Source organism: Rhizobium pantanalense (assembly GCF_030182525.1).
Classification (GTDB): Bacteria; Pseudomonadota; Alphaproteobacteria; order Rhizobiales; family Rhizobiaceae; genus Rhizobium.
In genome coordinates, this window is sequence record NZ_JAQJCH010000001.1 from 256,144 (window position 1) to 281,952 (window position 25,809).

The following is a 25,809-nucleotide window of genomic DNA, read 5'->3' on the forward strand; positions in this document are numbered from 1 at the left end:
ACTCTTTGTTTGATTGCATGTGCGGATGGAAGGTGCAAGGTTTGCAGCTTCGATCGGATGGAGAGCGGCGCATGGTGCCGTCACCATCCCGTGAAGAAAATATAATCGATTAGAGTTGCGTTGACATTCATGGGATGGCGGCGCAAGAAGACGCAACAACGAATAACCGGGAGCCAATTGGAAGCCGTGTCCAGCCAAGTCGCGCCACGTTTCGTTAAGCGGTCAGGCCCGCTCGCCCGAATCGCCTTCCTTATTCTCGCTGCGGCAGCGCCGTTCTTCTTCATGCCGAATGCGGCTCATGCCGATTTCCGAACGTGCAACGGTACGCAGAACCTCGTCGGCGTGGCGATCGGTTATCGCGCGAAGGATGGCTGGGTGACGGAGGGCTGGTGGCAGATTCCGGCCAACACCTGCGCGACTCTGATCGAGGGGCCGCTTCAATCCCGCTATTATTACCTCTACGCAGAAGACGCGGCCCGCGGCGGCCGCTGGACGGGCGACGTCGAAATGTGTGTGGCGGAAAACGAATTCAAAATCCCAGGCGTCAAGGATTGCTACGCTCGTGGCTATCAGAAGATGGGATTCAAGGAATACGACACCGGGCGCCAGGCGAGCTGGATGGTTCAGCTTTCCGAGCCCTCGGGCAGCCAAGAAAGCCAGAATTGATGAGACGAAACCGAAAAGTCAAAATCCTCGCAACGCTCGGTCCGGCCTCCTCTTCGGAGGAAATGATCCAGAAGCTTCATGAGGCCGGCGCGGACCTGTTCCGCATCAACATGAGCCATGCCAGCCATGATGTGATGCGTACGCTGATCCAGCGCATTCGCGCCGTCGAAGCTCGCTGTGGTCGGCCGATCGGCATTCTCGCTGACTTGCAGGGTCCCAAGCTGCGCGTCGGCAAGTTTGCTGACACCAAGGTCGATCTCAAGCCCGGTCAGACTTTCACGCTCGACAATCAGGATATCCCCGGCGACAACACGCGTGTCTACTTGCCGCATCCGGAAATCTTGGAATCGGTTCAGCCCGGCCACCGCCTGCTGATCGATGACGGTAAGCTGGCGCTGCGTGCCGAAAAGTGCGACGGCAAGAGCATCGTGACGACTGTCATTTCGGGCACGAAGATTTCCGACCGCAAGGGCGTCAGCCTGCCCGATACGCTGCTCGGCGTCGGCGCGTTGACCGACAAGGACCGCGCCGACCTCGATGCCGTTCTCGCGACCAATGAAGTCGACTGGGTTGCGCTCTCCTTCATCCAGCGCCCGGAAGACTTGACGGAAGTCCGCAAGATCTCGCATGGCCGCGTCGGCCTGATGTCGAAGATCGAAAAGCCGCAGGCTGTCGAGCGCATCGAGGAAATCATCGAGCTTTCCGACGCACTGATGGTGGCCCGCGGCGACCTTGGCGTGGAAATGCCGCTGGAAGCCGTTCCCGGCATTCAGAAGCAGCTGATCCGCGCCTGCCGCCGCTCCGGCAAGCCGGTGGTCGTCGCCACGCAGATGCTGGAATCGATGATCTCCGCGCCGGTTCCGACCCGCGCCGAAGTTTCCGACGTCGCGACCGCCGTCTTCGAAGGCGCCGATGCCGTCATGCTCTCGGCAGAATCTGCATCCGGCGACTATCCGGTCGAAGCCGTTTCCATGATGGCTTCCATTGCCGGCACCATCGAGCGCGAGCCGCATTATCCCGGCATCATCTATGCCCAGCGCGCTCTTCCGGAAGCGACCGGCGCCGATGCGATCTCGCTCGCCGCCCGCCAGATCGCCGAGACGCTGAAGCTTGCCGCCATCGTCTGCTACACGTCCTCCGGCACCACCGGTCTGCGCGCCTCGCGCGAGCGTCCGCAGGTTCCGATCCTGGCGCTATCGCCGATCATCCAGACGGCACGTCGCCTGTCCGTCGTTTGGGGCATGCACTGTGTGGTCACTCACGATGCGACCGACCTCGACGACATGGTCAACAATGCCTGCCGCATCGTTGCCGAGGAAGGTTTCGGCAAGCCGGGCGACCGCATCATCATTTCGGCCGGTGTGCCGCTCGGCACGCCGGGCGCCACCAACATGCTGCGCATTGCCTATATCGGTTCGGACGGCCAGTCCGGCGTGTGATTGCCGACATCTGATTGCGGCAGCACCTCAAACATCCGAAACCCGCTGTCGAAAGACGGCGGGTTTTTTCTTGAAGCCGAAGGGCCTGCAATCCCCAAGTAGGCGAATTGAGAAGGAGATATGCCAATGAAAGTCGGATTTATCGGATTGGGCCAGATGGGCAGCGCCATGGCCACCAATCTCATCAAGGCCGGGCATGAGGTGACCGTCTACAATCGTTCGCGCGACAAGGCCGAGGTTCTGGCCCGCGAGGGCGCCAAGGTTGCGACGACCGTTGCGGAAGCCTGCGGCGGCGAGGCTGTCTTCACCATGCTCGCGCATGACGATGCGCTATCGGCCATCGTCCATGGCGATGGCGGCGTTTTGGCAAGCTTTGGCAAGGGTGCAGTCCATATCTCTGCAAGCACAATCAGCGTCGCCATGTCCGAGCGGCTTACTAAAGAGCATGCCGCGGCGGGCCAGCGCTTCGTTGCCGCTCCCGTCTTCGGTCGCCCGGAAGCGGCGGCTGCGGCAAAGCTCTTCGTTGCCGCTGCGGGTGCGCCAGACGCCATCCAGTCGGTCACGCCGCTCTTCGACGCCATCGGTCAGCGCACCTTCGTTCTCGGCGAGGAGCCGAAGGCGGCCAATCTCGTCAAGCTCAGCGGCAATTTCCTCATCGCTTCGGTTATCGAGTCTCTTGGCGAGGCCATGGCGCTGGTCGAGAAGGGCGGCGTCGACCGACATGCCTATCTCGATCTCTTGACCTCGACGCTTTTCAACGCGCCTGTCTACAAGACCTATGGCGGGCTGATCGCGGATCGCAAGTTCAAGCCGGCGGGTTTCACCGCGCCGCTCGGCCAGAAGGATATTCGGCTGGCATTGGCTGCCGGCGAAGCGCTGAACGTGCCGCTGCCATTGGCAAGCCTGCTGCGTGATCGGTTCCTCAACCTGCTGGCGCATGGCGGCGAGGAACTGGACTGGTCGGCGATTGGCGCGCTGGCGGCGAAGGATGCGGGGTTGGTGGGGTAGTTCGGGGGATGGGAGATTTACCCATAGCTGATCGAGTTTGTGGAGGGTGCATACCCCCTCTGTCAGCTTTGCTGACATCTCCCCCACAAGGGCAGGGGTATCGCATATGGGGTGGCTCGGCACCGGAAATTCCTTCTCCCCCGCGGGGAGAAGGTGGCCCGAAGGGTCGGATGAGGGGGCTATCGATTTGAATTCATGGATTTTCGTAGTCTTGGCGGGCACCCCCTCATCCGCCTGGCGGCACCTTCTCCCCGCTGGGGAGAAGGGGTCAGCTGCGATTTCAGTTCATATGCGATACCCCTGCCCGCAAGGGGGAGATCGTTGGGAGTTTGTCGCCCGTTCCTTTCACAGGTGAACTGTGGTTTCTGCGCATCCAATATTCGCTTGAGGCGTGCCGGTGCCACGAGTTACCAATCTCCCTCCCTCCTTTGTGGGGGAGATGTCACGAAGTGACAGAGGGGGTTATCATAGGTGCGGCAGACTGAATGCCTCCACCAAGCCCCTTGCTAACCACCTTCCCACATGCAACCTTCCTCCCTTCCAGAGGAGGGACCCTCATGCATCTGACCACGCTGCTCGCCTTCGCGGCTGTTTCCTTCATCGGTATCGCGACGCCGGGGCCGACTGTGCTGCTGGCGCTGACCAATGGTTCGCGCTTCGGCGTCAGGCGCGCCTTGCCGGGCATGATCGGGGCCGTTCTTTCCGATGCAGTGCTGATCAGCGCGGTTGCCATCGGGCTTGGCGCCCTGCTGGCGGCTTCCGAGTTCTGGTTTTCGGCCCTGAAATGGGTCGGCGCGGCCTATCTCGCCTTTCTCGGCATTATGATGCTGCGCTCGAAGGGGAGCATCGACGGCGCATTGCAGGCGAGCGCGAGTCAATCGAAGGGAACCGCTTTCTCTATCGGCCTCAAGAGTTTCATGGTCGCCGTGACCAACCCTAAGGGCTATCTCTTCTTCTCGGCCTTTCTGCCGCAGTTCATCGATCCCTCAGCGCCGCAGATTCAGCAATATATCGTCCTCGGCGCAATCTTCGCCGCGCTCGATTTTATGATCATGTTCGGCTATGCGGTCTTCGGTTCGCAGGCGGTCCGCGTCCTGAAGTCGGAAGGGGCGAAATGGCTCGAGCGTGCCTGTGGCGGCGCGCTGCTGGCTCTCGCCGGGTCGCTGGCGCTCTATCGTCGCGCCGTGAATTAAAGACCTAGTGGCGGCTTAACGCCGCCTCGAAGACTTCCCTGTCGACATTGCCACCTGAGGTGACGGCGATCACAGTATCGCCGTCGATGTGCCTGCCGTGGAAGAGTGCCGCAGCAAGCGCGACGGCGCCGCCTGGTTCCACGACGATCTTCAAACGGGTGAAGGCAAGAGCCATGGCCTTCTGTGCTTCCTCATCGGTCACGACAAGGCCGGGGCCGCAAAGACGCTTCATGATTGGAAAAGTGATATCGCCCGGCCGGGGGCTGATAATGGCGTCGCAGATCGAGCCCTGTAGGGCGGCATTACGCTCGATCTTACCCGAAACCAGCGAACGGGCGGTGTCGTCGAAATTTTCCGGTTCGCACGGGCGTACTTTGAAACCCGGCGCGCGGGATTCGAGCGCGAGTGCGATACCCGAGGTTAACCCGCCACCGCCACAAGGAACCAGTACGTTTGCATCTTCGATGCCTTCCTCGGCAGCCTGTTCGGCGATTTCTAGCCCGGTCGTTCCCTGGCCGGCGATCACCTGCGGTTCGTCGAAGGGCTTGATGAGTGTCAGGCCGCGCTCCTTGGAAATGCGGGCGCCGATCTCGTCGCGATCTTCCTTCACGCGATCATAGAGCACGACCTCGGCGCCAAAGGCACGGGTATTGGCGATCTTCAGCTTCGGCGCATCGGTCGGCATGATGATGACAGAGGGAACGCCGTGCAGCTTTGCCGCCAATGCCACGCCTTGCGCGTGATTGCCGGAGGAGAAGGCGATGACGCCTCTGGCGCGTACGGACGGCTCCAGCGCTGAAACCGCCGACCAGCCGCCGCGGAACTTGAAGGAGCCGGAGTGCTGCAGGCACTCGGCTTTCACGAACAGGCGTCGCCCTGCGATTTCATCGAGAAAGGGCGAGGAGAGCAGCGGCGTGCGGCGCGCTCGGCCGCCGAGGCGAGTGCGGGCGGCTTCGATCATTGCGATATCGACCATGGAAGGATCACTCTTCTGATTAGAAAGGCTTTCCCTCCATAAAGCGCCCGTCCTTCCTTTAAAACAACGAGATTGTCTCCGTGACACTTCAGGCGATGCCAGGCAGCGAAAGATGCCCGACATCGTAGGTCTGAACCCCTGGCCGGGCCGGATCTTTTGGCGGCTCGGCCAAGAGGCGGAAGCGCACCAGCGTCCAGTGGGTGGGCTCGAAGGCGGCGACCGAGGCCAGTGCTTCGCTGTGCGAGAGAGCTTGCGTCGCCGCTTCAGTTTCGCTCGCGCGGAGCTCGGCGAGCGAGGTTCCGGCATCGATTGCGACCACCTCGCGTGTCGCGAATTTGGCGCGGCGGATGCCCGCAGATGTTTCGGCGTGCCAGGCGATCCAGGTGTTGACCTGAGGGTGGCCGAAATTCTCCGCCAAGGCTTGGAAGCCTGGGCCACATACGAAGTCGCTAAGGCCCTCCTCCTGCTGCCAGACGTAGAAGGGCGAGTAGAAATTCTGCCGGCTCCCCGTGACGGCATCGCCCTTTCTCGCCGTCAAGTAGGCTTTCAACTTGAGGCCCGGGAGATTGTCGAGCAGGGGACCTTTTTCACGGATACGGCGATCGATGATCGCCATGTCGTAATCCGCGGGGAGGGGGAAGTTATATTGCATAGCGATCATGGATCATTCCTCCAGCCAGGTCACGGCGCTTCCATTCTCCGCCGCCTGGATGCTGATATAGGAGAAGGCGTTCTCCAGGCCCGCGCCATGCCGGTGGCGCTCGTTCGGGGCGAAGCTGATGCAATCGCCGGCGCGGAGTTCCTCGGCCGGGCCGCCGAAACGTTCGGCAAGTCCGACGCCGGACAGAACGTAAAGGACCTGCCCGTGCGGATGCGTATGCCAGCGCGTCATGACGCCTGGTTCGAGTTCGCAGCGCATGGCTGTGAGGCCGCCGTTTTCAACGTTCTCGACCAGCGACTCCACCAGGAAGGAGGCCGTGGCGATGCCCTCGGGTGACGGCCGCATATTCGTGCCGGCGCGATGGATGGCGGGCGATGGGGTAGATGTGGTCTGAGGCATGGCTCTCAAGCCTGTTCGATCATTTGCGCGATGCCGTCCGAAAAGGACCAATCCTCGCGTGTCGCCGTCGTGATGGTGATCATGATGTCCTCGGGACGGATACCGGCCGAATCGGCAAGAAGTTCGGCGACCCGGCGATAGAAAGCCTTCTTGACTTCGGTACTGCGCGGCTTGCCGATCGTGACGTCGAAGAAAACGTAATCGTCCGAACGTGGCTTGCTGGCGAAATAGGTGCGATCGAAGATGAGCTCATGCGGCTCCAGCTGATGAATGGACTGGAAGCGATCGGTCGGCGGCACCTCGAAGGCTTCGACCAGAGCGCGGTGGAAATTATCCGAAAGTGCCTTGAGATATTCCGGCGACTTGCCGCGTTGAAGGGTGATGCGGGTGAATGGCATGGGGATCGCTCCTGTTTCGGTGTCACTTGACGATCATAGAATGCCAGCGGATAATCATCCTGAAAATCAGATAATTCTGGATATACAGTCCCAAAAATATGGATGGTTATCCATGCGAAAAGTCATCTTCGATCTCGATGTGCTGCGCAGCTTCGTTACCGGCATGGATCTTGGCAGCTATGCCAAGGCGGCCGACAGGCTCGGGCGATCGACCTCCGCCATCAGCGCCCAGCTGAAGAAGCTAGAGGAGCAGGCGGGCACGCCGATCTTCCGTAAGGCGGGGCGGGGGCTGGCACTGACGGAGGCCGGCGAGAGGATGCTTGGCTATGCCCGGCGGCTGCTGGATCTCAACGACGAGGCGGCCACGGCGCTGCATGGGACGGAGCTTGAGGGCTGGGTGCGGCTCGGCTTGCAGGAGGATTTCGGCGAGACACTGCTGCCGGATGTATTGGGTCGTTTCGCCCGCGCGCATCCCAAGGTGCGTATTGAGGCGCGTGTCGTGCGCAATGCGGAACTTGTTGAGCGGGTGACGTCAGGCAAGCTCGATCTGGCGCTTGCCTGGAGCGATGGCTTTCGCACGGCCTATACCGATCGTATTGCGGAAGTGCCGCTCTGCTGGGTCGGTCCGGCCAATGGCGTCCTGCACTGGCATGCCGATAGCGGCGAGGTCATGCCTCTGGCTTCGCTTGAGGCGCCATGCCTGCTACGCAACATCGCCACGAAGACACTCGATCGCGCCGGTATCGGCTGGCGGATATCCTTCGTCAGCCCGAGTCTTGGGGGGCTTTGGGCGGCGACGGCGGCGGGTCTTGGCCTGACACTGCGCACACCGCTCGGCCTGCCGCCAAAGGTACGACAATTGACGCCGGATGAGGCGGGCTTACCGTCTTTGCCGACGCTCGATCTCGTGCTGCATCGTGCTGAGACAGAGGGGAGCCCGGCAACGGAGCGGCTGGCCTCCATCATGCTGCAGGCAGTGCGGCAGACCATCGGGACAGTGCCGCATAGCCGCATATTCGAGGATGCGCCTGGTCATGATGTCGTCATGGCCTGAGAGGAGGGCTGTCGCTCGGAAACTTCGCTGCCGAGGCTGCTGATGCGGATTTCCGCCTGTGCGGCAAGCACTTGCAGATCGCGCGGCTGGCCTGCCAGCCGTTCCATGGCGGCGATCGCGACATCCGTCGTTACATAATCCGGCTTGTGGCCGAGATTGCGAATGGTGACGAGTTCGGCGCCCACGATATCCCGGGCAAGTCCACGTGAGTGCAACTCCTCCAGCACGACATCGTCGCTGTCGCCGGTGATGATGATCGTGGGTGCCTTGATCTCGCTGTAGCGCGGCGCATGGGCCGAGACATAGGCAAAGAGATTGACCACGTCGATCGCGTTGTTGCGGAAGGTTTGCGGCCGCAGCACCAGCTCCGGTGCCGTCTTCATTATATAATCGGCCGGCCGCGCATTCGGGCGGAAGATGCTGAGCGTGCCAGTTTCGACCCGGCGCAAGCCGAGCGGGATAACGAAGATCTGCGTAAAGAGCCAGCCGAAGACGGGCGTGGCGGCAAGCGTATAGTACCAGTCGACGCCGCCGGACCAGGGGTGTGTTGCCGGCGCGAGAAAGAGCAGGCCCTCGGTTCTTTCGGGATGGCGCATGCCAAAGGCGGCCGCAATCGCGCCGCCGAACGAGTGGCCGACGATGATGGCGCTCTTGATGCCGCGCTTGTCCATTAGCTGGGCGATGGCGTCGGCCTGACCGGAGGGAAGGGCGTTTTCGGCGGTCCCGCGTTCGGAATAGCCGTGGCCGGGACGATCGACGAACAGCATTTCGGCGCGGCCGCTTAAGGGCGCTGCGAAGGCTGCGAACTGATCGCGCAGATTGCCGCTGGCACCGTGGATGAAGACCAGCGCAGGTAGGTCCGCGGTTGTGGGACGCGGCAGATGGACGGCATTGAGGCGATAGCCGCCGATATCGGTAAGCTCGCCGATATTGGGATAGGCCTGCTCGATGGCACGGGTCTTGTACGCGGAAAAGCCTGCGGCGAAAACGATAAGGAGAACGATGACGGCGAACAGAGAATCGATCATTGCGGCACGGATCAAATATCTTAAGACGCTAATCTAGCGCGATATTGCGGCTTTTCATCCCTCCAAATGCGATTTCGGCCGTGAGACCGCCGCATATAATCAGGTGCGGCTGCCGGCAAGTTTTTCCGAGAGCTTGCCCGCTTCCTCCTGGGCCGATCGATTCGCCGGGTAGACTTCCAGAAAGCGGTCCCAGACCTTCAGAGCCTGTGCGTCGTTGCCGCGCTCGGTCAGCATCGCCGCCATGCCGGCCAGCGCGCCGAAATGGCGCGGCTCGATGCGCAAGACCTGATTGATGTCTTCCATCGACTTGCGATAGTCGCCGATCGCAAAATTGAGCGTGGCGCGGCGATTCCAGCCTTCGACATAGTCGGGCTTCAGCGAGATCACCTGATCGAGATAATCCATCGCGGCGGCATTGCGCTTTTCCTGAATGGCCTTGTCGGCCCATTGCATCAGGAGATTGATGGTGGCGCTGCCGGAATCGCTGAGCTCGGCACTGATCTGATCCGCAATCAAGCTTGCCTGGTCAGGATCACGCTGCCGCCTGAGCGCTATGAACAGATTGTCGAGCTGCTGCTTGGGCGACAGGGTGCCGGAGAATTCGCCCGGATTCTGCTTTTCCACAGGGTTCGGCTCATCAGCCAGCGCCGCATGGGGTGCAGAGGCAGTCAGAGCAAACAGAATCGGCAGGGCTAGATATGACAAAGCAAAAACGCGCATGGCGGGCATAGTAGCCCGCCAATGTCGAAGATCAAAACAAATTTGATGCGATCAACTAAAACTGAGGCCCGATCCATGGGACCGGAGCCGGGCGCTGTATCAGCCCTGACGAGCCTTGTAGCGCGGGTTCAGCTTGTTGATGATGTAAATGCGGCCCTTGCGGCGGACGAGACGGTTGTCACGATGGCGCGCCTTGAGCGACTTGAGCGAATTCTTGATCTTCATTTTTCTGATCCGCGATCTCTGAGGGGGAATGTCACATTCGCCCGGGTCTTTTAACAATCAAAAGCGCGCTCAGGGCGCGCTCTTTAGGGTGGGGAGCAAATACCCTGTCATACTGGGCCTGTCAACCATGTCAGGGGCTTTTTCCCGCTGATCTCAGCGCAGAAGCTGTGTGACATGGCCCATCTTGCGGCCCGGCCGGGCTTCGGTCTTGCCGTAGAGATGCACGAGCGTGTCGTCAAGGCGCAGCCATTCCGGCAATGCCAGAATGTCGTCGCCGATCAGATTCGTCATGACACAATCCGAATGGCGCTGAGGATTTCCGAGCGGCAGGCCGGCGACGGCACGGATATGCTGCTCGAATTGCGAGATGACGCAGGCGGCTTCCGTCCAATGGCCGGAATTGTGGACGCGCGGCGCCATTTCATTGGCGATTAGGCTGCCATCGGCAAGCACGAAGAACTCGATGCCGATGACGCCGACATAACCAAGCGCCGTCAATATCTTCTCCGCAGCGTTGCGCGCGACCGCGGCCGTCTGCGCGGAAATGCTCGCCGGCAGCGTCGAGGTGTGGAGAATGCCGTTGCGATGGACGTTCTCCGCTGGATCGTAGCAGGCGACTTTCCCGTCGCTGCCTCGGGCGGCGATGATCGAGATTTCACGCTCGAAGGATACGAAGCTTTCCAGAATCAGCGGCACGCTGCCCAGGGCTGCATAGCCGCCCTCGGCGCTGTCGGCAGCGGAGCGATAGACGCGCTGCCCTTTGCCGTCATAGCCGAGACGACGGGTCTTCAGCACGCCTTGGCCGCCGAAATCGGCGAGCGCCTTTTCGAGATCGGTCTGGCTGTCGACGGCTTGGAAGCGGGCGGTCGGAATGCCGCAGCCATTGATGAAGCTCTTTTCGGTCAGCCGGTCCTGCGCCATTTCAAGCGCCTTGGGCGGCGGATAGACCGTTACCTGCAGGGCGAGATCCTCGGCGGCGGTCACGGGCACGTTCTCGAACTCATAGGTCACGACATCGCAGCGCTTCGCCAGCTCGGCAAGTGCGGCCGCATCGTCATAGGCAGCGGCAATCTGCGCGTTGGCGACATGGGCGGCCGGGCAATCCGCCTGCGGCTCGAGAATGATGGTGCGGAAATTCAGGCGTGCGGCCGCCATGGCCAGCATGCGGCCGAGCTGGCCGCCGCCGATGATGCCGATCGTCTTCACGTTCATAGGTCGTCCATCGGATATTCGGCAACTGCCGCGCTCTGACGTGCTCGCCATTCGTCGAGCCGGTCGGCGATCTCTTCGTCGCCAAGCGCCAGGACGGCGGCAGCAAGAAGGGCAGCGTTGACCGCGCCGGCCTTGCCGATCGCGAGCGTGCCGACGGGAATGCCGGCCGGCATCTGCACGATCGAGAGAAGACTGTCCTGGCCGGAGAGCGCGCGGGATTGCACCGGCACGCCGAAGACCGGCAGCGGCGTCATGGAAGCCGCCATGCCCGGCAGGTGTGCCGCGCCGCCGGCGCCGGCGATGATGACCTTGAAGCCCTCGTCCTTTGCGCCCTTGGCGAAGTTCACCAGCCTGTCCGGCGTACGATGAGCGGAAATGATGCGCGCATCATAGGTGATTTCGAGCGCTTCCAAGGTGTCCGCGGCATTCTTCATGGTCTCCCAGTCGGACTGGCTTCCCATGATGATGGCGACAGGCGGTCTTTCGGTCATCATCGTTGCTTTGTGCTCCTCAGGCTATGATATCGGGGATGATCTGGTCTTCCAGCTTGGTCAGCTTGTCCTTGATGACGAGCTTCTTCTTCTTCATGCGCTGGATGCGAAGGGCGTCGCAGCCCGTCTCGATCATGGCATTGATTGCGGCATCATAATCCTCGTGTTCCTGGCGCAAACGCGCCACGATCAGCCTGATTTCCGCCTGTTCCTGATCGGCCATGTTCATTTCCCCAGCATATCGCGGAATCGCATTCGTTCCGCCTCCTGAATTCCGCAAGCTCCTATCACCAAATGGCGATAACGGGAAGTTATCCTTCATCACGAATTTGCCGCCTATGGGCCACGTTTTCGCCTTCGACAAAGGCACGATCTTATGGCACAGTGAAAAGGTTGACACCTAGAGCCTTGGCGAATGGATGGTCAGGGCTCTTAAGAGGAAGGAAGGGTCATATGACTGTTCAAGCTCATCTTGAATCGCTCGAAAAGAAACATGTCGCGCTCGAGGAGGCGCTCCATGCGGCAATGTCATCTCCCTCTAGCAATGATACGGAAATAGCCGACATCAAACGCAGGAAACTGCGCGTCAAGGACGAAATCCAGCGTCTGCGTTCCTCCGTTCACTGAGGCAACGTTCCAAAGTTCAAAAAGCCATCGATCTTAGGGGCAAGAGAGGCAGATCGAAAGGTCTTGAGGCAATTTCCAGCCAGGATCGATGAGCATTTCCGTCAAAACGGATGCGCCAGCGTCATAGCGTCGAAAGTAGGGGTTGGCGCAATTTTCCCCATTTTATGCAACAAATGTCGTCGCTGACGACTCTCGGCTCGTTGTAGTCCTCATTCATCGAAGGTGGCCGGGTTTTGATGGCACGTCGCGACGATGCCAGTTTCGTCACGCCGCTGGCCCATCCGGAAGTCATGTCGTTTCTATCGCTGGCTTAGCTCCAGGGCGGCAGGCCAAAACCGCCGTTCGTGCTGTCATGGTTGCCGCCGCCGGCTGCCAAATGCCGCGAAAGCGAAGGGCTTTTCAGGACCAGAACTGATCCAGCCATAGGTTCAGCTTGTCGAAGCCGCGGCTGTTGACCGCGTATATGCGTTTCGTGCCTTCATTGGTGACGGAAACGAGGTTGCTGTCGAGCAGCGCCTTGAGATGCTGCGAGACAGCCGGGCGGCTGATTGGCAGGCCCTGCGCCAGTTCGTTGACCGTCTTGGGTGCGCGGCGCAATTCCTCCAGCAGATGACGCCGGTTCGGATCCGCGATGGCTGCGAAAGGGTCCATGGTCGACATGGGCGAAAGCTACGTCAAACGCCAAAGGGCGGCAAGTTAATTGTGCGCTGCATGATATATTGTGAGAATGGTCGCTTGCGAAGGTTCGCGTCGTGAGTGTCCTCTGCTGCGAATTGCCGGTTTCGGCCGCTGCCCCTTGTCAGAGAGAGCTAACGGATTTACTCACGATTATCGAAACGGTGCGCCATCGCTGACGATGGAAGCCGAAACCATGGAAGCTCGCATGACCGTGCCCGAAGATCGTTGCCGCCTCGTTCTCATCGTTCCCGATATTGCCGATATCGAGCAGCGAGCGAAGGCGGTGGCCGATGCCTTGAGGGGCGGAGACGTCGCCTCTGTGATCATTCCCCAGTATGGTCTCGATGACAGCACCTTCCAGAAACATGCGGAAAAGCTGGTGCCGGTCATTCAGGCCGCAGGAGCGGCAGCGCTCATTGCCGGGGACAGCCGCGTCGCGGGCCGTGCCAAGGCCGATGGGCTGCATATCGCCGGCAATATCACCGAGCTTACCGAAGCCGTCGAAAAATTCGTGCCGAAGCTGATCGTCGGCGGCGGCAGCGCTGCCGACAGGCATAGCGCGCTGGAGGTGGGCGAGCTCAGGCCGGACTATATCTTCTTCGGCAAGCTTGACGGCGACATCAAGCCGGAGGCGCATCCGAAGAACCTGGCGCTTGGCGAATGGTGGGCCTCGATGATCGAAATCCCCTGCATCGTCATGGGCGGCACCGATCCGAAGTCGGCGCTGGAGGTGGCCCTGACGGGTGCCGAGTTCGTCGCGCTGCATCAGGCGGTTTTTGCCGACCCTGCGGCAGCCCCCTCCATCGTCGCCGAAGTGAATGCGCTTCTGGACGAAAAAGCGCCACGGTTTGAGGATTGATAGCGATTCATGTCGTCAGCGCCTCGATTCCGCCATCGATCCTTCCTTGCCGTGCTTGCAGCCGGGCTCGCGGCATTTCCGTTGCTGGCCGCAGCGCAGTCAGGCAACAGTGATACGTCGCTGCCCGGTGTTTCGCAGCCGGCGGAGAAGGGTGCACGTCCCGATGACAATGCACAATCCGACGACGACACAACCGTGCCGGCTGCACCGCAGCACAACGACAATGTCATGACGCGGCCTCTAGGCGCCGATGCCGGCACCTTCAAGACCGAAAAGATCCAGCCGGGCGCGGAGCCGAAAGCTGACAGCGACATCAAGCCATCCCAGGGTGTCGGGGTTTTCGAGCGCATGGGGGCAAACTTGCCCGACCTGCCGCCGGAAAAGCCTTTCACCGGCAAGGTGGACGATGCTTATGGTGCCTTCCAGCGCGGCTATTACCTGACCGCCTTCCAAAAAGCATTGCCGCGGGCGCAGCTTGGTGATCCGGCCGCACAGACCTTGATCGCTGAGCTGATGGCACAGGGCCTGGGCGTTAAACGCGACACAAAGGACGCCGCCTTCTGGTACAGCAAGGCGGCCGAGGGCGGCGATCCCACGGCGATGTTCAAATACGCGCTGATCCTGATGGAAGGGCGCGATGTGCCCCGCGATCAGAAGAAGGCCGACGACTGGATGAAGAAGGCGGCCGATGCAGGTCAACCTTCGGCGGAATTCAACGTAGCTCAGATGCTGACGGCCGAAAATCCAGGCCCCAAGGGCCTGCAGATGGCGCTTCCCTATTATGAGAAATCCGCCGAGCAGGGCATCGCCGACGCGCAATATGCCGTGTCGCAGCTCTATCTCAACCTTCCCGATCTGCCGCCGGAAAAGAAAGCGCGTGCACGGGAGTGGCTGTCGCGTGCCGCCAATGCAGGCTTCGATACCGCCCAGCTCGATATGGGCATCTGGCTGATCAACGGCACCGGCGGCGCACAGGATCTCGAGAACGGCTTCAACTGGATGCGGGTTGCAGCCTATCGCGGCAACGTCGTTGCGCAAAACAAGCTGGCACATCTCTATATCAACGCCATCGGCACGAAGCAGGATCCGGTGGCTGCCGCCACCTGGTATGTCATTTCCCGCCGTGCCGGCCTGAAAGACCCCGAGCTCGAGGATTTCTATCAAGGGATCGAGGACTATCAGCAGAAGGCGGCCATCGATGCAGCCAACAAGTATCGGCGCGCGCGATAATAAAGGTGCCGGATCGAGCCCTGGCGGAGCTGATCTGAGGTCAGTTTGCGTCTGCCGTGGCCTCACCACTTGAAATTCCCGCAATTTTATGGTCTTGAGGCCGCCAATCTTTTATTTCCGCTGACGCTCCCGCTCCGTCGGGGCCTGCTTTCGGGCCCGGTCAGCGCTTTCTGCATTATCCAAGGAAACCCGATGGCCCGTTCTGCTCTTCTCAATGTCATGGTTCAGGCTGCCCTCAAGGCAGGCAAGTCGCTCAGCCGCGATTTCGGCGAAGTGCAGAACCTGCAGGTTTCGGTGAAGGGACCGGGCGATTTCGTCAGCCAGGCGGATCTGAAGGCGCAGAAGATCATCCGCGACGAGCTGATGAAGGCTCGTCCCACGTATGGTTTTCTCGGCGAGGAAAGCGAAGAGGTCAAGGGCACGGATGGCGCCCATCGCTGGATCGTCGATCCGCTCGACGGCACCACCAACTTCCTGCACGGCATTCCGATGTTCGCCGTTTCGATCGCGCTCGAGCGCAACGACGAGATCGTCGCCGGAGTCATCTTCAATCCGGCGACGGACGAACTCTATACGACCGAACGCGGCGGCGGCGCTTTCCTCAACGATCGCCGCCTGCGCGTCGCCTCGCGCCGCGTGCTGTCGGATAGCGTCATCGGCTGCGGCGTTCCGCATCTCGGCCGCGGCAATCACGGCAAGTTCCTCGTCGAGCTGCGTCATGTCATGGGCGAGGTTGCCGGTGTGCGCCGTCTCGGTTCCGCATCGCTCGATCTTGCCTATGTCGCTGCCGGCCGCTTCGACGGCTTCTGGGAAACCGGGCTGTCTCCCTGGGATATCGCAGCCGGCATTCTGCTGATCCGGGAAGCCGGCGGTTTCGTCTCGGATTTCCAGGGCGGCACCGACATGCTCGGCACCAGTTCGATCATCTGCGGCAACGAGCATATCCAGAAAGCACTCGCCGAAGTAGTTAAGCGACCGATCCCGACGAAGTAAGCCATTCCCCCATTCGCTTTTTCGAATGACAAAACAGCCTGTTGCCAACGGACTGTTTTGTGCTTTCCGTCTCTTCAATTCGGCACAATGTTGCTCTAGTCTCCGCCTGCGGAAGATGCGGTGTCGGAGCGTGTGATGGAAAATGTGAATCTGTCGGATCTCGGATCGACCGACAACGTATCGGGAAATTACGCCTATAAGCTTTCAAGCCCGATGGCTTTCTTCTGGACCATGGTTCTTTTCCTGGTCATCGTCGGCTTCATCGTGGCAATCCTTTTCCGCCAGGCGCAGGTCGCCTTTCTGCACAATCCCGGCCTCAATGGCCTGATCGTCGGCGTTTTGGTCGTCGGCATCCTCCTGGTCTTCAATCATGTGCTGATGCTGAGGCCGGAGGTTCGCTGGTTCAATCATTTCCGTGCCGTCGGCAATGCGGACAAGGTTGGCCGCAATCCGCGGCTGCTGGCACCGATGCGGGCGCTGCTCGGCAACCGCCGTGCCATGCAGCTTTCCACGGCGACCCTGCGCTCGATCCTCGATTCGATTGCCACCCGCCTCGACGAATCGCGCGATACCTCGCGCTATCTTATCGGCCTTCTCGTCTTTCTCGGTCTGCTCGGCACTTTCTGGGGTCTGATCGGCACGATCGGCTCTATCAACGACGTCATCCAAGGCCTCGATGCCGGCGCCGGCGACACCGGCGATATTCTGAGCGCCCTGAAATCAGGTCTTTCCGGCCCGCTCGTGGGTATGGGCACGGCCTTCTCCTCCTCGCTGCTCGGCCTTTCCGGCTCGCTGATCCTCGGCTTCCTCGACCTGCAGGCCGGCCGTGCGCAGAACCGCTTCTATACCGAACTTGAAAATTGGCTTTCTTCCGTCACCGACGTCGGCTCCGACATCGCCCCGGTCATCGAAGGCGCGACCGGCGCCTCTTCGGAGGATGTGCGGGCGCTATCGGACTATCTGCGCAAGATCGCCGAGGAGGGCGGCGGCCAGCGTTCTGTGACGGCCATGGCAAACCTTGCCGAAGGCATTCAGGGCTTGGTCAAGAACATGCGCAACGAGCAGCAGATGCTGCGCGATTGGATCGAGGCGCAGCAGGAAGAAGCCAAATCGATGCGTCGCACGCTCGACCGCCTCGCCGACCGGATCAGCCATACAGAGAAGACCGGGAGCAAGTAAGCCATGGCGCTCGCCCGCAACCGACGCCACCAGAGAAGTGTCGACTACTGGCCAGGCTTTGTCGATGCGCTGTCCACGCTGTTAATGGCGATCATGTTCCTGCTGACGGTATTCGTCGTCGGCCAATTCATTCTCAGCCGTGAGATTTCCGGCCGCGACGAGGTGCTCAATCGCCTCAACAGCCGCATCAACGATCTGGTGCAGCAACTGGCGCTGGAGAAGGGCGGCAAGCAGGATCTGGAAGATGCCGTCGCCAATCTGCAGGCGTCGCTGTCGTCGGCGGAGACTGAGCGCTCGCGGCTGCAGGCCTTGCTCGCAGCAGGCTCCGGCAGCAGCCAGGCTGCGGAAAAGCGGGTCGGCTCGCTTTCGCAGGAACTTGACGAGCAGAAGCAGGTGAGCGCGCGCGCAATGAGCCAGGTCGATCTGCTCAATCAGCAGATTGCAGCCTTGCGCAGTCAGATCGCCGCTATCGAAGCTGCCCTTCAGGCATCGGAAGCCAAGGATCAGTCATCACAGGTGAAGATTGCCGATCTCGGCCGACGGCTGAATGTGGCACTAGCGCAGCGCGTGCAGGAGCTGAACCGCTATCGCTCCGACTTCTTCGGCCGCTTGCGCGAAATTCTTTCCGACCGCGATAATATCCGCATCGTCGGTGACCGCTTCGTGTTCCAGTCCGAAGTGCTCTTCCCGTCCGGTGCGGCCGATCTCAATCCGGCGGGTCAGGCGGAGATGACGAAGCTTGCCACAGCTCTCATCGATCTTTCCAAGGAAATTCCGCCAGAAATCAACTGGGTGCTGCGCGTCGACGGGCATACGGACAATGTGCCGCTTTCCGGCAATGGCCGTTACCCGGACAACTGGGCGCTGTCATCGGCACGCGCCATTGCGGTGGTCAAGTTCCTGATCTCGCAGGGCGTCCCCGCTGACAGGCTGGTTGCCGCCGGTTTTGGCGAATTCCAGCCGATCGCACCGGGCGATACGCCGGATGCCCGCGCCACCAACCGCCGCATCGAGCTGAAGCTAACAGAGAAGTAAGCGATCATCGCTCCGGCGATGCGATACTATCGAGGCGTGCTTGCAGGAATTGCCGCACGGCTTCGCTGTCGCTGAGGCCGATCGCGGTCCGATAGGCATTGGAGGCGCCTTCCGCATCTCCCGCTTCGGTCAGCAGGTGAGCCCGCACGGCCCAAGAGGGTTGATAGTTGACGATCTCGCGCTCGGCTATCCGGTCAAGGAGAGCCAATCCGGCAGCCGGACCTTCCACTTTGCCAACTACGGCCGCGTGGCTGACGCGCGCGCCGGCCGTCGGCTTCATGATCACAAGCGCTTCATAGAGTTTGGCCAGAGCTGCCCAGTCGGTCATGCCGGAGCGTCGCCGGTCGGCATGCACGGATTGGATTGCAGCTTGGCACTGGAACGGACCGAACCGCCCGAATGTGCCAGCCTTTCGTAATAGATTATCGGCTTCCAGGATCATTTCGGCATCCCACAGGGCCATGTCCTGCTGGTCGAGAGGAACATATCGTCCATTCGCGTCGCGCCGGGCTCCATGACGGGATTGGCTGTAGAGCATCAGCGACAACAAGCCCGCTGCCTCCGGTTCCTCGGGCAGGGTCGCAAGCAACGTGCGTCCGAGCCAGATGGCCTCATCCGCCAGGGATCGTTGCTTGCCCATCTCTCCGTCGACGCCGTCCCAGCCGAGGCCGTAGGCGGCATATATCGCTGAGAGCACGCTTTCCAATCGATCCGGCAACACGGACCGGTCCGGAACGATAAAGGGAATATGTGCGTCACGGATCTTGATTTTCGCTCGCACTAGCCGCTGGCTCATGGCTTGTGGCGAAACGAGGAAGGCTTTGGCTATGGTTGCGGCATCGACCGCCAGCACGGATTGCAGCATTAGAGGGGCGTGAGCCGAGCAATCCAACGCCGGATGGGCGCAGACGAAGAGGAGCTTCAAGCGCTCATCCGGAAAGGTGGAATTGTCGGCATTCATGCGTTCCTCCGCTTCCTCGAAGGCCATCATGATCCTGTCGCGCGCTCCGGCCCTGACGTTCTCGTGCCTGACCCGGCGAAGGAGGTTACGCTTGGCTGCAACCAGCAGCCAGGCTTCCGGATTGTCGGGGATGCCACGTTTCGGCCAGGTACTCAGCGCTGCCGCGATCGCATCCGACAAAGCATCCTCGGCCGCCGGCACATCGCGGAAGCGTGCGGCGAGAAAGGCGATCAGCTTGCCGTAGGATTGACGCGCCGTTTGCTCGGCGGCGCGTCCGGCATCCAACTCCATGATGGCTACATCTGCAATCGCGGCCGTATCTCGACCGAACCTTGCTGGGAGATCGGTACGCGCAGCGCCCATTCCAGCGCGGCATCGAGATCCGGCACATCGATCAGGTAGAAGCCGCCAAGCTGCTCCTTACCGTCAGGGAAGGGACCGTCCTTTACCTCATGGTCCTCGCCCTGGCGACGGACCACTGTTGCTGTCTCTGGCGCCGTCAATCCCGCGCCTCCGGTCATGATGCCGGCCTGGATCAGTGCCTGCGTGTAGGCGATCCAGCCGTTCTTATAGGTCGGATCGGCACGACGCCCAAAATCCTCGACTGATTCACGGATGATCAAAGCATATTGCATGAGACAGATCTCCCATTTGCAGTTTGACGATGGCCGGACGGCGTCGCCTGCAAAGCTGAATGCCGGAATATACAACACCGTCGGCAAAACGGCTTCCTGCCGCTTCGATATAATGAGCCGTGAGCTCGCGCGAATTCGACACTCGCGGAAAGGTTTTTTTGAAATTCGTGGCCAAAAAATCAAAACGGCCAGCATGCCTGGAAGGCAGCCGGCCGTTAATGGCTTTGCAGCGAGTGCGTGACGCGAGAATTATGCGGTTGCGGTCGTCTGGTCCTCGATGACGGCGCCGCCGACGTGAGCCTTGATCGATTCGATGGCATGCAGGGCCGAGGCCTTCGCCTTATAGCCTTCCGAACCGAACATGGTTTCGCCGTTCGAGGCCTTGAAGCGAAAGCGAAACTCGCCAGCCTTGTCCTTGTAGACTTCAAATTTATACATGGTTCTCGTCTCCTAGAATCGCGTCAGCGCGGGATAACGCCGAAAATCTAGCTCAACTTTGAAACTATTTCCACAAGGTTGTATTTGACGCGACTTGCCCGGTTATCGCTATTTCGCGATGAGCATATGTTCTTCGATGCCGGCATCGAATTGCAGGCGCGCGAGCTTCGCATAAATACCGCCGTGGCGGATCAGGCTCTGATGCGTGCCTTCTTCGACAATGCGGCCCTGATCCAGCACCAGAATGCGGTCGGCCTTGAGCACGGTCGCCAGGCGATGGGCGATGACCAGGGTCGTGCGTGCCTCCATCAAGCCCTCCAGCGCCTTCTGAACGAGCGTCTCGCTCTCGGCATCGAGAGCGGAGGTCGCTTCATCGAGCAGCAGGATTGGCGCATTCTTCAGGATGGCGCGGGCAATGGCGACGCGCTGGCGCTGGCCGCCTGAAAGGGTGACACCGCGCTCGCCGACCTGCGTATCATAGCCCATTTCGAGGCGCGAAATGAATTCGTCCGCCTGCGCGGCGATCGCGGCGGCGCGGACTTCGTCGCGTGAGGCGCCCGGGCGGCCGAAGGCGATATTGTCATGAATGGAGGCGGCAAAGATCGTGGTGTCCTGAGGAACGATGGCTATGCGTTCACGCAGGGCATCCGGCAGCACATCGCGCGCATCGACACCATCCAGGGCAACCCGGCCCTTCTGCGGATCGTAGAAGCGCAGCAGCAGCGAAAAGATGGTGCTCTTGCCGGCACCCGACGCGCCGACGATCGCGACCGTCTCCCCCGGCTTCACGGAGAAGGAGAGCCCATGCAGCGCCGATCTATTCGGTCGTGAAGGGTAGGAGAAGTGGACATCGGAGAATTCCACGCGGCCCTGCGGCGGCTGCGGCAAGGGCAGGGGATTGGCGGGGGCGGCGATAGGGGATACTTCAGCAAGCAGCTCGCCCAGGCGGTCGGCAGCGCCTGCGGCCTGGGAAAGCTCGCCCCAGACTTCCGACAGCGAGCCCAGCGAAGAGCCGGCGATGACCGAATAGAGGAGGAACTGGCCGAGCGTGCCGGCAGACATCGTGCCGGCGAGAACATTTTGCGCACCGACCCAGAGAACCGCGACGATGCTGCCGAAGACCATGGCAATCGCAAAGCCCGTCAGCAGCGAGCGGGATTTGATCGCGGCGCGTGCCGCTTGATAGGCATCCTCGACGGCGCTGCCATAGCGCTGTGTCGCGGCGTCCTCGCCATTATAGGCCTGAATGGTGCGGTTGGCCGCGATGGTCTCGTTGGCATAGGCCGACGCCTGCGCCAGTGTTTCCTGCGCGGCTCGCGAGCGCTTGCGTACGGATCGGCCGAAACTGACCAGTGGCAGGACGATGATCGGGATCGCGATCAGCACGATGCTCGAGAGCTTCGGACTGGTAACGATCATCATGATCACGGCGCCGAGACAGAGGATGAGGTTGCGCAGCGCGACGGATGCGGTGGCGCCGACCGCGGACTTGATCTGAGTCGTGTCAGCCGTCAGCCGCGAGACGATCTCGCCGGATTGATTGACGTCGAAGAAAGAGGGCGACAGCCGCGTGACGTGATCGAAGACTTCGCGGCGCATGTCGGAGACGATACGCTCGCCGATGGAGATGACGAAATAATAACGCAGCGCGCTCGCCGCGGCGAGCACCAGGGCCATGCCCAGGATCGCAATGAAATAGCTGTCGATCAGTCCACGGTCGGCCTGATCGAAGCCGTGATCGATCATGCGGCGGACAGCGACCGGCAAGGCGAGCGAGGTAACGGCAGCGATGACGAGCGATATGACCGCGCCTGCCGCCATGCCCCGATATCGCCTGAGGTATGGCGCCAGTCGTCCGAGAGGACGGATCGAACGGTTTTTCTTTTCCTCAGCCTGGCCAGTCTCTGACAAGTCGTCTCCAATCCCCATATCAGCAAGGGACTCGGCGTTTCGCCCCTTGTTATCGCCGCTGCCTTCATGTATAGGCACGCCATCTTAATTGGAAGCCGTGGCCTTTAACGGACTGCGGCTTCATTTATTCAATCGGTTCGGTTGCCGCAATGCCTTGCGACAAATGGACCCTGGCATGACAGGAAGATTGTTATGAAGGCCAACATCCATCCCGACTACCACACCATCAAGGTGGTCATGACCGACGGCACCGAATATGAAACCCGCTCGACCTGGGGTTCTGAAGGCGCTGTCATGAACCTCGAAATCGACTCCAAGTCCCATCCGGCTTGGACCGGCGGCAACCAGCAGATGATGGACCGTGCCGGCCGCGTTTCGAAATTCAACAAGCGCTTCGGCGGTCTCGGCATCTAATCGCATTGCGATTTGCCGCTTGAAAAGAGCCCGGTTTTGCCGGGCTTTTTTGCGTTGATACAGAGCCGCGCCTTCATCGCACATGCCGCAGGTAATCGGCACGGTCGAACGGATTTGCCGCTGCGCGCTCGCGCACGTAGTGCAGACCCGATAGGGGTGCATAGTGATCGAAGGCGTGCTCCAGAACGCCGGCTCCGCCCGACAACCCTGGCAATTGCCTTTGGATCGTCTGGATCATCGATGATGCCACCGTGCCTTCTAGCCAGGCGACACCACCGTCGATCAACGATCTTCTCATCGATGCGCCGGATTTTGCGAGCAGGCTGTGCAGGCCAGCCAACGCCGTTGCCGGTATCTCGACGTGAAAATGCTCGATGGGTTCGCAGACGATCGTTTGTGCCGATGAAAGCGCGGATGCGAGCACCAGGGGCGTCAGCTTGCGGAAATCCACCGCCGTGCTCGCCGGCGAACTTTGCCGCGCCGCTGTCATGGCGACATGGCAGTCGATGATCTGCCAACCGAAAAGACCTTCCCTCAGCGTTTCGAACGTGGCTTCCTCGACAGCCCGATAGAAGCTTGCGGGCATCTGGCCGACATCCACTTCCAGGGCAAAGCTGTTGCCGGCGCCTTCCGGCCGCGGCTCGACGCGCAAGCCGACTGTTGCGAGAAACGGATTGGGCTCCTTGAATATCAGCTCGATCGCGCTTCCCGTTCCAGCCAGCCTCTCGACATAGATGACGGTGCTTTCCTCAAAAGTTATACCCAGGCCGAACTCGCTCGAGAGGGTTGCCTGGATGACCTCCTTCTGCACTTCGCCATAGAGCGAAATATATATGTCGCCTGTTTCTTCATTGGCACGCAGGTTGATCAGCGGATCCTGTTCAGCGAGTTGCGTCAGAGCCAGCCAGAGTGCCGCGCTTTCCGAAGGGCGCATGGCGCGAATGCGGGTTTCCAAGGTCGGCGGCGTGAAGTGGCGAAGCGTGCCTGGTGGGCGTTCGGTGCCGATCCAATCTCCGATACGGGCATTCGGGAGGCCGCCGACTTTGGCGATCTGGCCGGCGCTGATCTGTGAGACCTTGCCGGCCCTGCCATCCCGGAAGAGCTGGAGGCTACTGATCTTTGCCGGTCCGTTCGCAGTCTCGATATCGTCGCGAAGGCCGACCTTGCCGGAGGCCAGATAGAGATAGGCGAGTTTCTCGCCACCCCATCCGCGTTCGATTTTGAAGATTGTTCCTGAAACCGGACAGTCATGGTTCGGCTGACGGCTGGGCAGCAAAGTCTGGACCGCCGAAATCAGGGCAGGGATGCCGAGGCCGCGCGTTGCCGCGCCGGCGAATGCGGGATGAATGAGAGACTTCGCCACCTGATCGACAAGGGCCTGCTCCAGCCTCTGTCGTGTCAGGCGCTCGGGAGCCAGAACATAATCTTCCAGCAAAGCCTCGTCGTTGATTGAAAGTGCTTCGCACAGGCGCGAGAAATGCGGATCGCCTCCGAGATCGGCGGTTTCCACCGTGGCGAGCCTGCTGCCGGCATCATGGACGATCGACATTGCAATGGGGCGCACCGCCAGCTGGGTCGCCATATCCTCAAGCACCTCATCATAGCGTGCGCCGAGGCGGTCGACCTTGTTGATGAAGAATATGAAGGGTATGCCGAGGCGTCGCAATGCTTTGACGAGTACGCGCGTCTGTGGCTGCACGCCCTCGACTGCCGAGACGACGACCACGGCCGCATCGAGCAACTGCAACACCCGTTCTATCTCGGCGATGAAGTCCGGATGGCCCGGCGTGTCGATGAGGTTCACCATCACATCACCGATGGTAAAGGAAACCACCGCCGCGGCGATGGTGATGCCGCGTTGTCTTTCGAGTTCGAGACTATCAGTCTGCGTGCTGCCGGCGTCGACGCTGCCGAGTTTGTCGATTATGCCGGTGTCAAAAAGGAGCCGTTCCGTGAGGCTGGTCTTGCCCGCGTCTACATGGGCGAGGATGCCCAGATTCAATGTGCGCATGGTTCATCATCTTCTCAGAATTTCGGATTTGATTTTCGTGAGAAGTGAGTCGGCGCATTGGGTCCTCCACGCACATTCGATATCGGCTTGCTGCTCCCTTGAGAGAAGCAGGTACTCTTTTTTACAGACGTTTCACGGAATCCGTCAAGTTTGGCCCGGCTTCAACTTCAGACCTAATTCTGCGCATGACTTTTCGGAGGGCTGGATGATTGCTCAAAACAAAACCGGCCACGTCAGGCGCGGCCGGTTTGAATTCATTGTCGATTGTCTGAAGCTCAGTTGCCGCCAAATGCGGTCTGCAGCAGGGTCAGCTGTGCCTTGACGCTGTTCTGGTTGTCCGGAACGATGGCAGTTTCCGTCGGGCGATAGATCTCGCGATCGAGGATGGCGACGCGGTTTTGCAGGCGCAGCGAACGCTCGACGAGATCGCGGAAGGATTCCGGCAGGTCATTCCACCCCGGAGCGGTGCGATCGACGTTGAAGCCGTCGAGGCGAACCTTGTTCTTTTCGGCCAATACCTGATCGCGCGACATTTCGCCGTTGTTGACGGCGCGCTGCAGCAGCAGCCAGGAGGCCATCTGCATGAGGCGGGTCGTCAGGCGCATGGATTCGGCGGCATAGAGCACCGAAGCCATGCGCGGCAGAACCTTGGAAGCGGCGCGGCCCTGGCCGTCGAGATAACCGGCGGTTTCCTCGACCAGCGACATGCCTTCAGAATAAAGCGCCCTGAACTGCGCCGACGATGCGGCGTGGCCAGCAAAGCTGATCGTGTTCAACCCAAGTTCCGACATCGAATAAATCCCTGCTTCACGCAACACTTTTGTTCAGGAAAAGCCGGTCAAGTCCCTAAGAGCTTTCGGCATCCGCTTTTATGACTTTAAGATGGTTGTTTTAACTGAAATTCGCAAGGCGATTCTTAAGAAAGGGTTAATCTCCACAGTTTCGGCGAGGTCCGCGATACAGGACAAAAAAGAAGAGCCGCAAAAGCGGCTCTCAAGGTAAAACAGGGAGAAAAATCAGACCAATTCGCCAAGTGGAGGAACTGTCTGAGTCCAGAGCGAATCTGGATGGTCGTAGTAATATGTCGTAAAGCTTAATATTGAGTTGACCATGCCTTGATCCTGGACTGCCCCGCGCGGATTTCGTGCCATGGCAAGCCGCCTTGGAACGGTGCGTCAGAAGCGGAAAAGACTATCCGCTGCCTTTCGGCCGGAGGTCTTGGTGGCGATTTCCTCTTCCAGTCGAGCTATCTCGCCCTGGAGCAATGCTACGCGGCTTTTCAGCTCGTCCACCGACAGCAACGACAGGTCGCTGCCGATCTCGTGGGCGGACGGCTGCTTGGGACGATCATCATCGAATAGGCTCATT

30 protein-coding genes are annotated in these 25,809 nt (G+C 60.5%); 12 read left to right on the forward strand and 18 right to left on the reverse strand.

Annotation, left to right across the window (positions count from 1 at the left end; genetic code table 11):
* The first annotated feature begins 177 nt into the window (after positions 1–177).
* From PH558_RS01200 to PH558_RS01215, 4 genes are all read left to right on the forward strand, one after another.
* Positions 178–666: a DUF1036 domain-containing protein gene (locus tag PH558_RS01200; RefSeq protein ID WP_069613236.1), complete on the forward strand. Its 489-nt coding sequence runs from the start codon at positions 178–180 to the stop codon at positions 664–666.
* Positions 666–2,105, forward strand: a complete 1,440-nt coding sequence (pyk, locus tag PH558_RS01205) for a pyruvate kinase (RefSeq protein WP_015341054.1) — start codon at positions 666–668, stop codon at positions 2,103–2,105. The genes PH558_RS01200 and pyk overlap by 1 nt, the downstream gene beginning before the upstream one ends.
* A gap of 126 nt (positions 2,106–2,231) precedes the next feature.
* Positions 2,232–3,113 (forward strand): NAD(P)-dependent oxidoreductase, encoded by an 882-nt coding sequence (locus PH558_RS01210; protein WP_285201848.1) that lies wholly within the window; start codon positions 2,232–2,234, stop codon positions 3,111–3,113.
* Positions 3,114–3,670: 557 nt separating this feature from the next.
* Positions 3,671–4,306 (forward strand): LysE family translocator, encoded by a 636-nt coding sequence (locus PH558_RS01215; protein ID WP_285201849.1) that lies wholly within the window; start codon positions 3,671–3,673, stop codon positions 4,304–4,306.
* A 4-nt stretch (positions 4,307–4,310) separates the two neighbouring features.
* Here PH558_RS01215 and PH558_RS01220 read toward each other — a convergent pair whose 3' ends face one another.
* The 4 genes from PH558_RS01220 to PH558_RS01235 form a co-directional block, all read right to left on the reverse strand.
* Positions 4,311–5,282 (reverse strand): threonine ammonia-lyase, encoded by a 972-nt coding sequence (locus tag PH558_RS01220; protein WP_285201850.1) that lies wholly within the window; start codon positions 5,280–5,282, stop codon positions 4,311–4,313.
* Between the two features lie 88 nt (positions 5,283–5,370).
* The gene (locus PH558_RS01225) at positions 5,371–5,943 is read right to left on the reverse strand and encodes a DUF4865 family protein (protein ID WP_285201851.1); all 573 of its coding nucleotides are present in this window, start codon (positions 5,941–5,943) and stop codon (positions 5,371–5,373) included.
* Positions 5,944–5,946: 3 nt separating this feature from the next.
* On the reverse strand, positions 5,947–6,342 hold the full coding sequence (locus PH558_RS01230) for a cupin domain-containing protein (RefSeq protein ID WP_095435762.1): 396 nt from the start codon (positions 6,340–6,342) through the stop codon (positions 5,947–5,949).
* 5 nt (positions 6,343–6,347) lie between these two features.
* Positions 6,348–6,740, reverse strand: coding sequence for a tautomerase family protein (locus tag PH558_RS01235; protein WP_113408258.1), 393 nt, complete (start codon positions 6,738–6,740; stop codon positions 6,348–6,350).
* A 112-nt stretch (positions 6,741–6,852) separates the two neighbouring features.
* Here PH558_RS01235 and PH558_RS01240 point away from each other — a divergent pair, with 112 nt between their 5' ends.
* Positions 6,853–7,794, forward strand: coding sequence for a LysR substrate-binding domain-containing protein (locus PH558_RS01240; protein ID WP_285201852.1), 942 nt, complete (start codon positions 6,853–6,855; stop codon positions 7,792–7,794).
* On the opposite strand, the gene PH558_RS01245 is transcribed toward PH558_RS01240, so the two are convergent.
* From PH558_RS01245 to PH558_RS01270, 6 genes are all read right to left on the reverse strand, one after another.
* Entirely contained in the window at positions 7,773–8,822 is a 1,050-nt protein-coding gene (locus PH558_RS01245; protein ID WP_285201853.1) for an alpha/beta fold hydrolase, read from the reverse strand. The two genes, PH558_RS01240 and PH558_RS01245, sit on opposite strands and share 22 nt — an antisense overlap.
* 99 nt (positions 8,823–8,921) lie before the next feature.
* Entirely contained in the window at positions 8,922–9,551 is a 630-nt protein-coding gene (locus tag PH558_RS01250; protein WP_285201854.1) for a tetratricopeptide repeat protein, read from the reverse strand.
* 90 nt (positions 9,552–9,641) lie between these two features.
* Positions 9,642–9,767, reverse strand: a complete 126-nt coding sequence (gene ykgO, locus PH558_RS01255; protein WP_003582204.1) for a type B 50S ribosomal protein L36 — start codon at positions 9,765–9,767, stop codon at positions 9,642–9,644.
* A gap of 153 nt (positions 9,768–9,920) precedes the next feature.
* Positions 9,921–10,979: a 5-(carboxyamino)imidazole ribonucleotide synthase gene (locus tag PH558_RS01260; RefSeq protein ID WP_113408255.1), complete on the reverse strand. Its 1,059-nt coding sequence runs from the start codon at positions 10,977–10,979 to the stop codon at positions 9,921–9,923.
* Positions 10,976–11,470 carry a 5-(carboxyamino)imidazole ribonucleotide mutase gene (gene purE, locus PH558_RS01265; RefSeq protein ID WP_069613329.1) on the reverse strand — a complete coding sequence of 165 codons (495 nt, stop codon included), beginning with the start codon at positions 11,468–11,470 and terminating at the stop codon, positions 10,976–10,978. The genes PH558_RS01260 and purE overlap by 4 nt, the downstream gene beginning before the upstream one ends.
* 19 nt (positions 11,471–11,489) lie before the next feature.
* Positions 11,490–11,693: a YdcH family protein gene (locus PH558_RS01270; protein WP_015341042.1), complete on the reverse strand. Its 204-nt coding sequence runs from the start codon at positions 11,691–11,693 to the stop codon at positions 11,490–11,492.
* 230 nt (positions 11,694–11,923) lie between these two features.
* Between PH558_RS01270 and PH558_RS01275 the strand changes: the two genes are divergently transcribed.
* On the forward strand, positions 11,924–12,097 hold the full coding sequence (locus PH558_RS01275; protein ID WP_069613224.1) for a YdcH family protein: 174 nt from the start codon (positions 11,924–11,926) through the stop codon (positions 12,095–12,097).
* A 399-nt stretch (positions 12,098–12,496) separates the two neighbouring features.
* On the opposite strand, the gene PH558_RS01280 is transcribed toward PH558_RS01275, so the two are convergent.
* Complete coding sequence (locus PH558_RS01280) at positions 12,497–12,757, reverse strand: ArsR/SmtB family transcription factor (RefSeq protein WP_015341040.1); 261 nt, start codon at positions 12,755–12,757, stop codon at positions 12,497–12,499.
* Positions 12,758–12,980: 223 nt separating this feature from the next.
* On the opposite strand from PH558_RS01280, the gene PH558_RS01285 reads away from it, so the two are divergent.
* The 5 genes from PH558_RS01285 (at position 12,981) to PH558_RS01305 (ending at position 18,071) form a co-directional block, all read left to right on the forward strand.
* Positions 12,981–13,634 carry a thiamine phosphate synthase gene (locus PH558_RS01285; RefSeq protein WP_095436354.1) on the forward strand — a complete coding sequence of 218 codons (654 nt, stop codon included), beginning with the start codon at positions 12,981–12,983 and terminating at the stop codon, positions 13,632–13,634.
* A gap of 9 nt (positions 13,635–13,643) precedes the next feature.
* A complete protein-coding gene (locus PH558_RS01290; protein WP_095435756.1) occupies positions 13,644–14,864 on the forward strand; it encodes a tetratricopeptide repeat protein in 1,221 nt (406 codons plus the stop codon).
* A gap of 192 nt (positions 14,865–15,056) precedes the next feature.
* Complete coding sequence (locus PH558_RS01295; protein ID WP_113408253.1) at positions 15,057–15,857, forward strand: inositol monophosphatase family protein; 801 nt, start codon at positions 15,057–15,059, stop codon at positions 15,855–15,857.
* Positions 15,858–15,992: 135 nt separating this feature from the next.
* Complete coding sequence (locus tag PH558_RS01300) at positions 15,993–17,036, forward strand: flagellar motor protein MotA (protein WP_095435754.1); 1,044 nt, start codon at positions 15,993–15,995, stop codon at positions 17,034–17,036.
* Between the two features lie 3 nt (positions 17,037–17,039).
* Positions 17,040–18,071, forward strand: a complete 1,032-nt coding sequence (locus tag PH558_RS01305) for a peptidoglycan -binding protein (RefSeq protein ID WP_285201856.1) — start codon at positions 17,040–17,042, stop codon at positions 18,069–18,071.
* A gap of 4 nt (positions 18,072–18,075) precedes the next feature.
* Here PH558_RS01305 and PH558_RS01310 read toward each other — a convergent pair whose 3' ends face one another.
* The 4 genes from PH558_RS01310 to PH558_RS01325 all read right to left on the reverse strand — a co-directional run bounded on the left by PH558_RS01310 (position 18,076) and on the right by PH558_RS01325 (position 22,034).
* A complete protein-coding gene (locus PH558_RS01310; RefSeq protein ID WP_285201857.1) occupies positions 18,076–19,323 on the reverse strand; it encodes an RNA polymerase sigma factor in 1,248 nt (415 codons plus the stop codon).
* 5 nt (positions 19,324–19,328) lie between these two features.
* Entirely contained in the window at positions 19,329–19,667 is a 339-nt protein-coding gene (locus PH558_RS01315; protein ID WP_095435751.1) for a YciI family protein, read from the reverse strand.
* A 249-nt stretch (positions 19,668–19,916) separates the two neighbouring features.
* Positions 19,917–20,105: a YegP family protein gene (locus PH558_RS01320; protein ID WP_285201858.1), complete on the reverse strand. Its 189-nt coding sequence runs from the start codon at positions 20,103–20,105 to the stop codon at positions 19,917–19,919.
* Between the two features lie 108 nt (positions 20,106–20,213).
* Entirely contained in the window at positions 20,214–22,034 is a 1,821-nt protein-coding gene (locus PH558_RS01325; protein ID WP_483314126.1) for an ABC transporter transmembrane domain-containing protein, read from the reverse strand.
* Positions 22,035–22,208: 174 nt separating this feature from the next.
* Here PH558_RS01325 and rpmE point away from each other — a divergent pair, with 174 nt between their 5' ends.
* Positions 22,209–22,430 carry a 50S ribosomal protein L31 gene (gene rpmE, locus PH558_RS01330; RefSeq protein WP_034503571.1) on the forward strand — a complete coding sequence of 74 codons (222 nt, stop codon included), beginning with the start codon at positions 22,209–22,211 and terminating at the stop codon, positions 22,428–22,430.
* A gap of 73 nt (positions 22,431–22,503) precedes the next feature.
* On the opposite strand, the gene PH558_RS01335 is transcribed toward rpmE, so the two are convergent.
* From PH558_RS01335 to PH558_RS01345, 3 genes are all read right to left on the reverse strand, one after another.
* Positions 22,504–24,441 carry an elongation factor G gene (locus PH558_RS01335; RefSeq protein WP_285201860.1) on the reverse strand — a complete coding sequence of 646 codons (1,938 nt, stop codon included), beginning with the start codon at positions 24,439–24,441 and terminating at the stop codon, positions 22,504–22,506.
* Between the two features lie 275 nt (positions 24,442–24,716).
* On the reverse strand, positions 24,717–25,232 hold the full coding sequence (rcdA, locus tag PH558_RS01340) for a protease adaptor protein RcdA (RefSeq protein WP_095435747.1): 516 nt from the start codon (positions 25,230–25,232) through the stop codon (positions 24,717–24,719).
* A 384-nt stretch (positions 25,233–25,616) separates the two neighbouring features.
* The gene (locus PH558_RS01345) at positions 25,617–25,808 is read right to left on the reverse strand and encodes a DUF1192 domain-containing protein (protein WP_069611864.1); all 192 of its coding nucleotides are present in this window, start codon (positions 25,806–25,808) and stop codon (positions 25,617–25,619) included.
* Position 25,809: the final 1 nt, after the last annotated feature.

Coding starts and splice junctions, on each gene's coding strand:
- rpmE (WP_034503571.1), top strand. CDS start 22,209: ATGAAGGCCAACATCCATCCCGACTACCACACCATCAAGGTGGTCATG.
- PH558_RS01285 (WP_095436354.1), top strand. CDS start 12,981: ATGACCGTGCCCGAAGATCGTTGCCGCCTCGTTCTCATCGTTCCCGAT.
- PH558_RS01310 (WP_285201857.1), bottom strand. CDS start 19,323: ATGGAGTTGGATGCCGGACGCGCCGCCGAGCAAACGGCGCGTCAATCC.
- PH558_RS01320 (WP_285201858.1), bottom strand. CDS start 20,105: ATGTATAAATTTGAAGTCTACAAGGACAAGGCTGGCGAGTTTCGCTTT.
- PH558_RS01215 (WP_285201849.1), top strand. CDS start 3,671: ATGCATCTGACCACGCTGCTCGCCTTCGCGGCTGTTTCCTTCATCGGT.
- PH558_RS01270 (WP_015341042.1), bottom strand. CDS start 11,693: ATGGCCGATCAGGAACAGGCGGAAATCAGGCTGATCGTGGCGCGTTTG.
- PH558_RS01290 (WP_095435756.1), top strand. CDS start 13,644: ATGTCGTCAGCGCCTCGATTCCGCCATCGATCCTTCCTTGCCGTGCTT.
- pyk (WP_015341054.1), top strand. CDS start 666: ATGAGACGAAACCGAAAAGTCAAAATCCTCGCAACGCTCGGTCCGGCC.
- PH558_RS01245 (WP_285201853.1), bottom strand. CDS start 8,822: ATGATCGATTCTCTGTTCGCCGTCATCGTTCTCCTTATCGTTTTCGCC.
- PH558_RS01225 (WP_285201851.1), bottom strand. CDS start 5,943: ATGATCGCTATGCAATATAACTTCCCCCTCCCCGCGGATTACGACATG.
- PH558_RS01230 (WP_095435762.1), bottom strand. CDS start 6,342: ATGCCTCAGACCACATCTACCCCATCGCCCGCCATCCATCGCGCCGGC.
- ykgO (WP_003582204.1), bottom strand. CDS start 9,767: ATGAAGATCAAGAATTCGCTCAAGTCGCTCAAGGCGCGCCATCGTGAC.
- PH558_RS01315 (WP_095435751.1), bottom strand. CDS start 19,667: ATGCAATATGCTTTGATCATCCGTGAATCAGTCGAGGATTTTGGGCGT.
- PH558_RS01250 (WP_285201854.1), bottom strand. CDS start 9,551: ATGCCCGCCATGCGCGTTTTTGCTTTGTCATATCTAGCCCTGCCGATT.
- PH558_RS01295 (WP_113408253.1), top strand. CDS start 15,057: ATGGCCCGTTCTGCTCTTCTCAATGTCATGGTTCAGGCTGCCCTCAAG.
- PH558_RS01220 (WP_285201850.1), bottom strand. CDS start 5,282: ATGGTCGATATCGCAATGATCGAAGCCGCCCGCACTCGCCTCGGCGGC.
- PH558_RS01260 (WP_113408255.1), bottom strand. CDS start 10,979: ATGAACGTGAAGACGATCGGCATCATCGGCGGCGGCCAGCTCGGCCGC.
- PH558_RS01335 (WP_285201860.1), bottom strand. CDS start 24,441: ATGCGCACATTGAATCTGGGCATCCTCGCCCATGTAGACGCGGGCAAG.
- rcdA (WP_095435747.1), bottom strand. CDS start 25,232: ATGTCGGAACTTGGGTTGAACACGATCAGCTTTGCTGGCCACGCCGCA.
- PH558_RS01240 (WP_285201852.1), top strand. CDS start 6,853: ATGCGAAAAGTCATCTTCGATCTCGATGTGCTGCGCAGCTTCGTTACC.
- PH558_RS01280 (WP_015341040.1), bottom strand. CDS start 12,757: ATGTCGACCATGGACCCTTTCGCAGCCATCGCGGATCCGAACCGGCGT.
- PH558_RS01210 (WP_285201848.1), top strand. CDS start 2,232: ATGAAAGTCGGATTTATCGGATTGGGCCAGATGGGCAGCGCCATGGCC.
- PH558_RS01345 (WP_069611864.1), bottom strand. CDS start 25,808: ATGAGCCTATTCGATGATGATCGTCCCAAGCAGCCGTCCGCCCACGAG.
- PH558_RS01305 (WP_285201856.1), top strand. CDS start 17,040: ATGGCGCTCGCCCGCAACCGACGCCACCAGAGAAGTGTCGACTACTGG.
- PH558_RS01300 (WP_095435754.1), top strand. CDS start 15,993: ATGGAAAATGTGAATCTGTCGGATCTCGGATCGACCGACAACGTATCG.
- PH558_RS01275 (WP_069613224.1), top strand. CDS start 11,924: ATGACTGTTCAAGCTCATCTTGAATCGCTCGAAAAGAAACATGTCGCG.
- purE (WP_069613329.1), bottom strand. CDS start 11,470: ATGACCGAAAGACCGCCTGTCGCCATCATCATGGGAAGCCAGTCCGAC.
- PH558_RS01235 (WP_113408258.1), bottom strand. CDS start 6,740: ATGCCATTCACCCGCATCACCCTTCAACGCGGCAAGTCGCCGGAATAT.
- PH558_RS01325 (WP_483314126.1), bottom strand. CDS start 22,034: ATGGGGATTGGAGACGACTTGTCAGAGACTGGCCAGGCTGAGGAAAAG.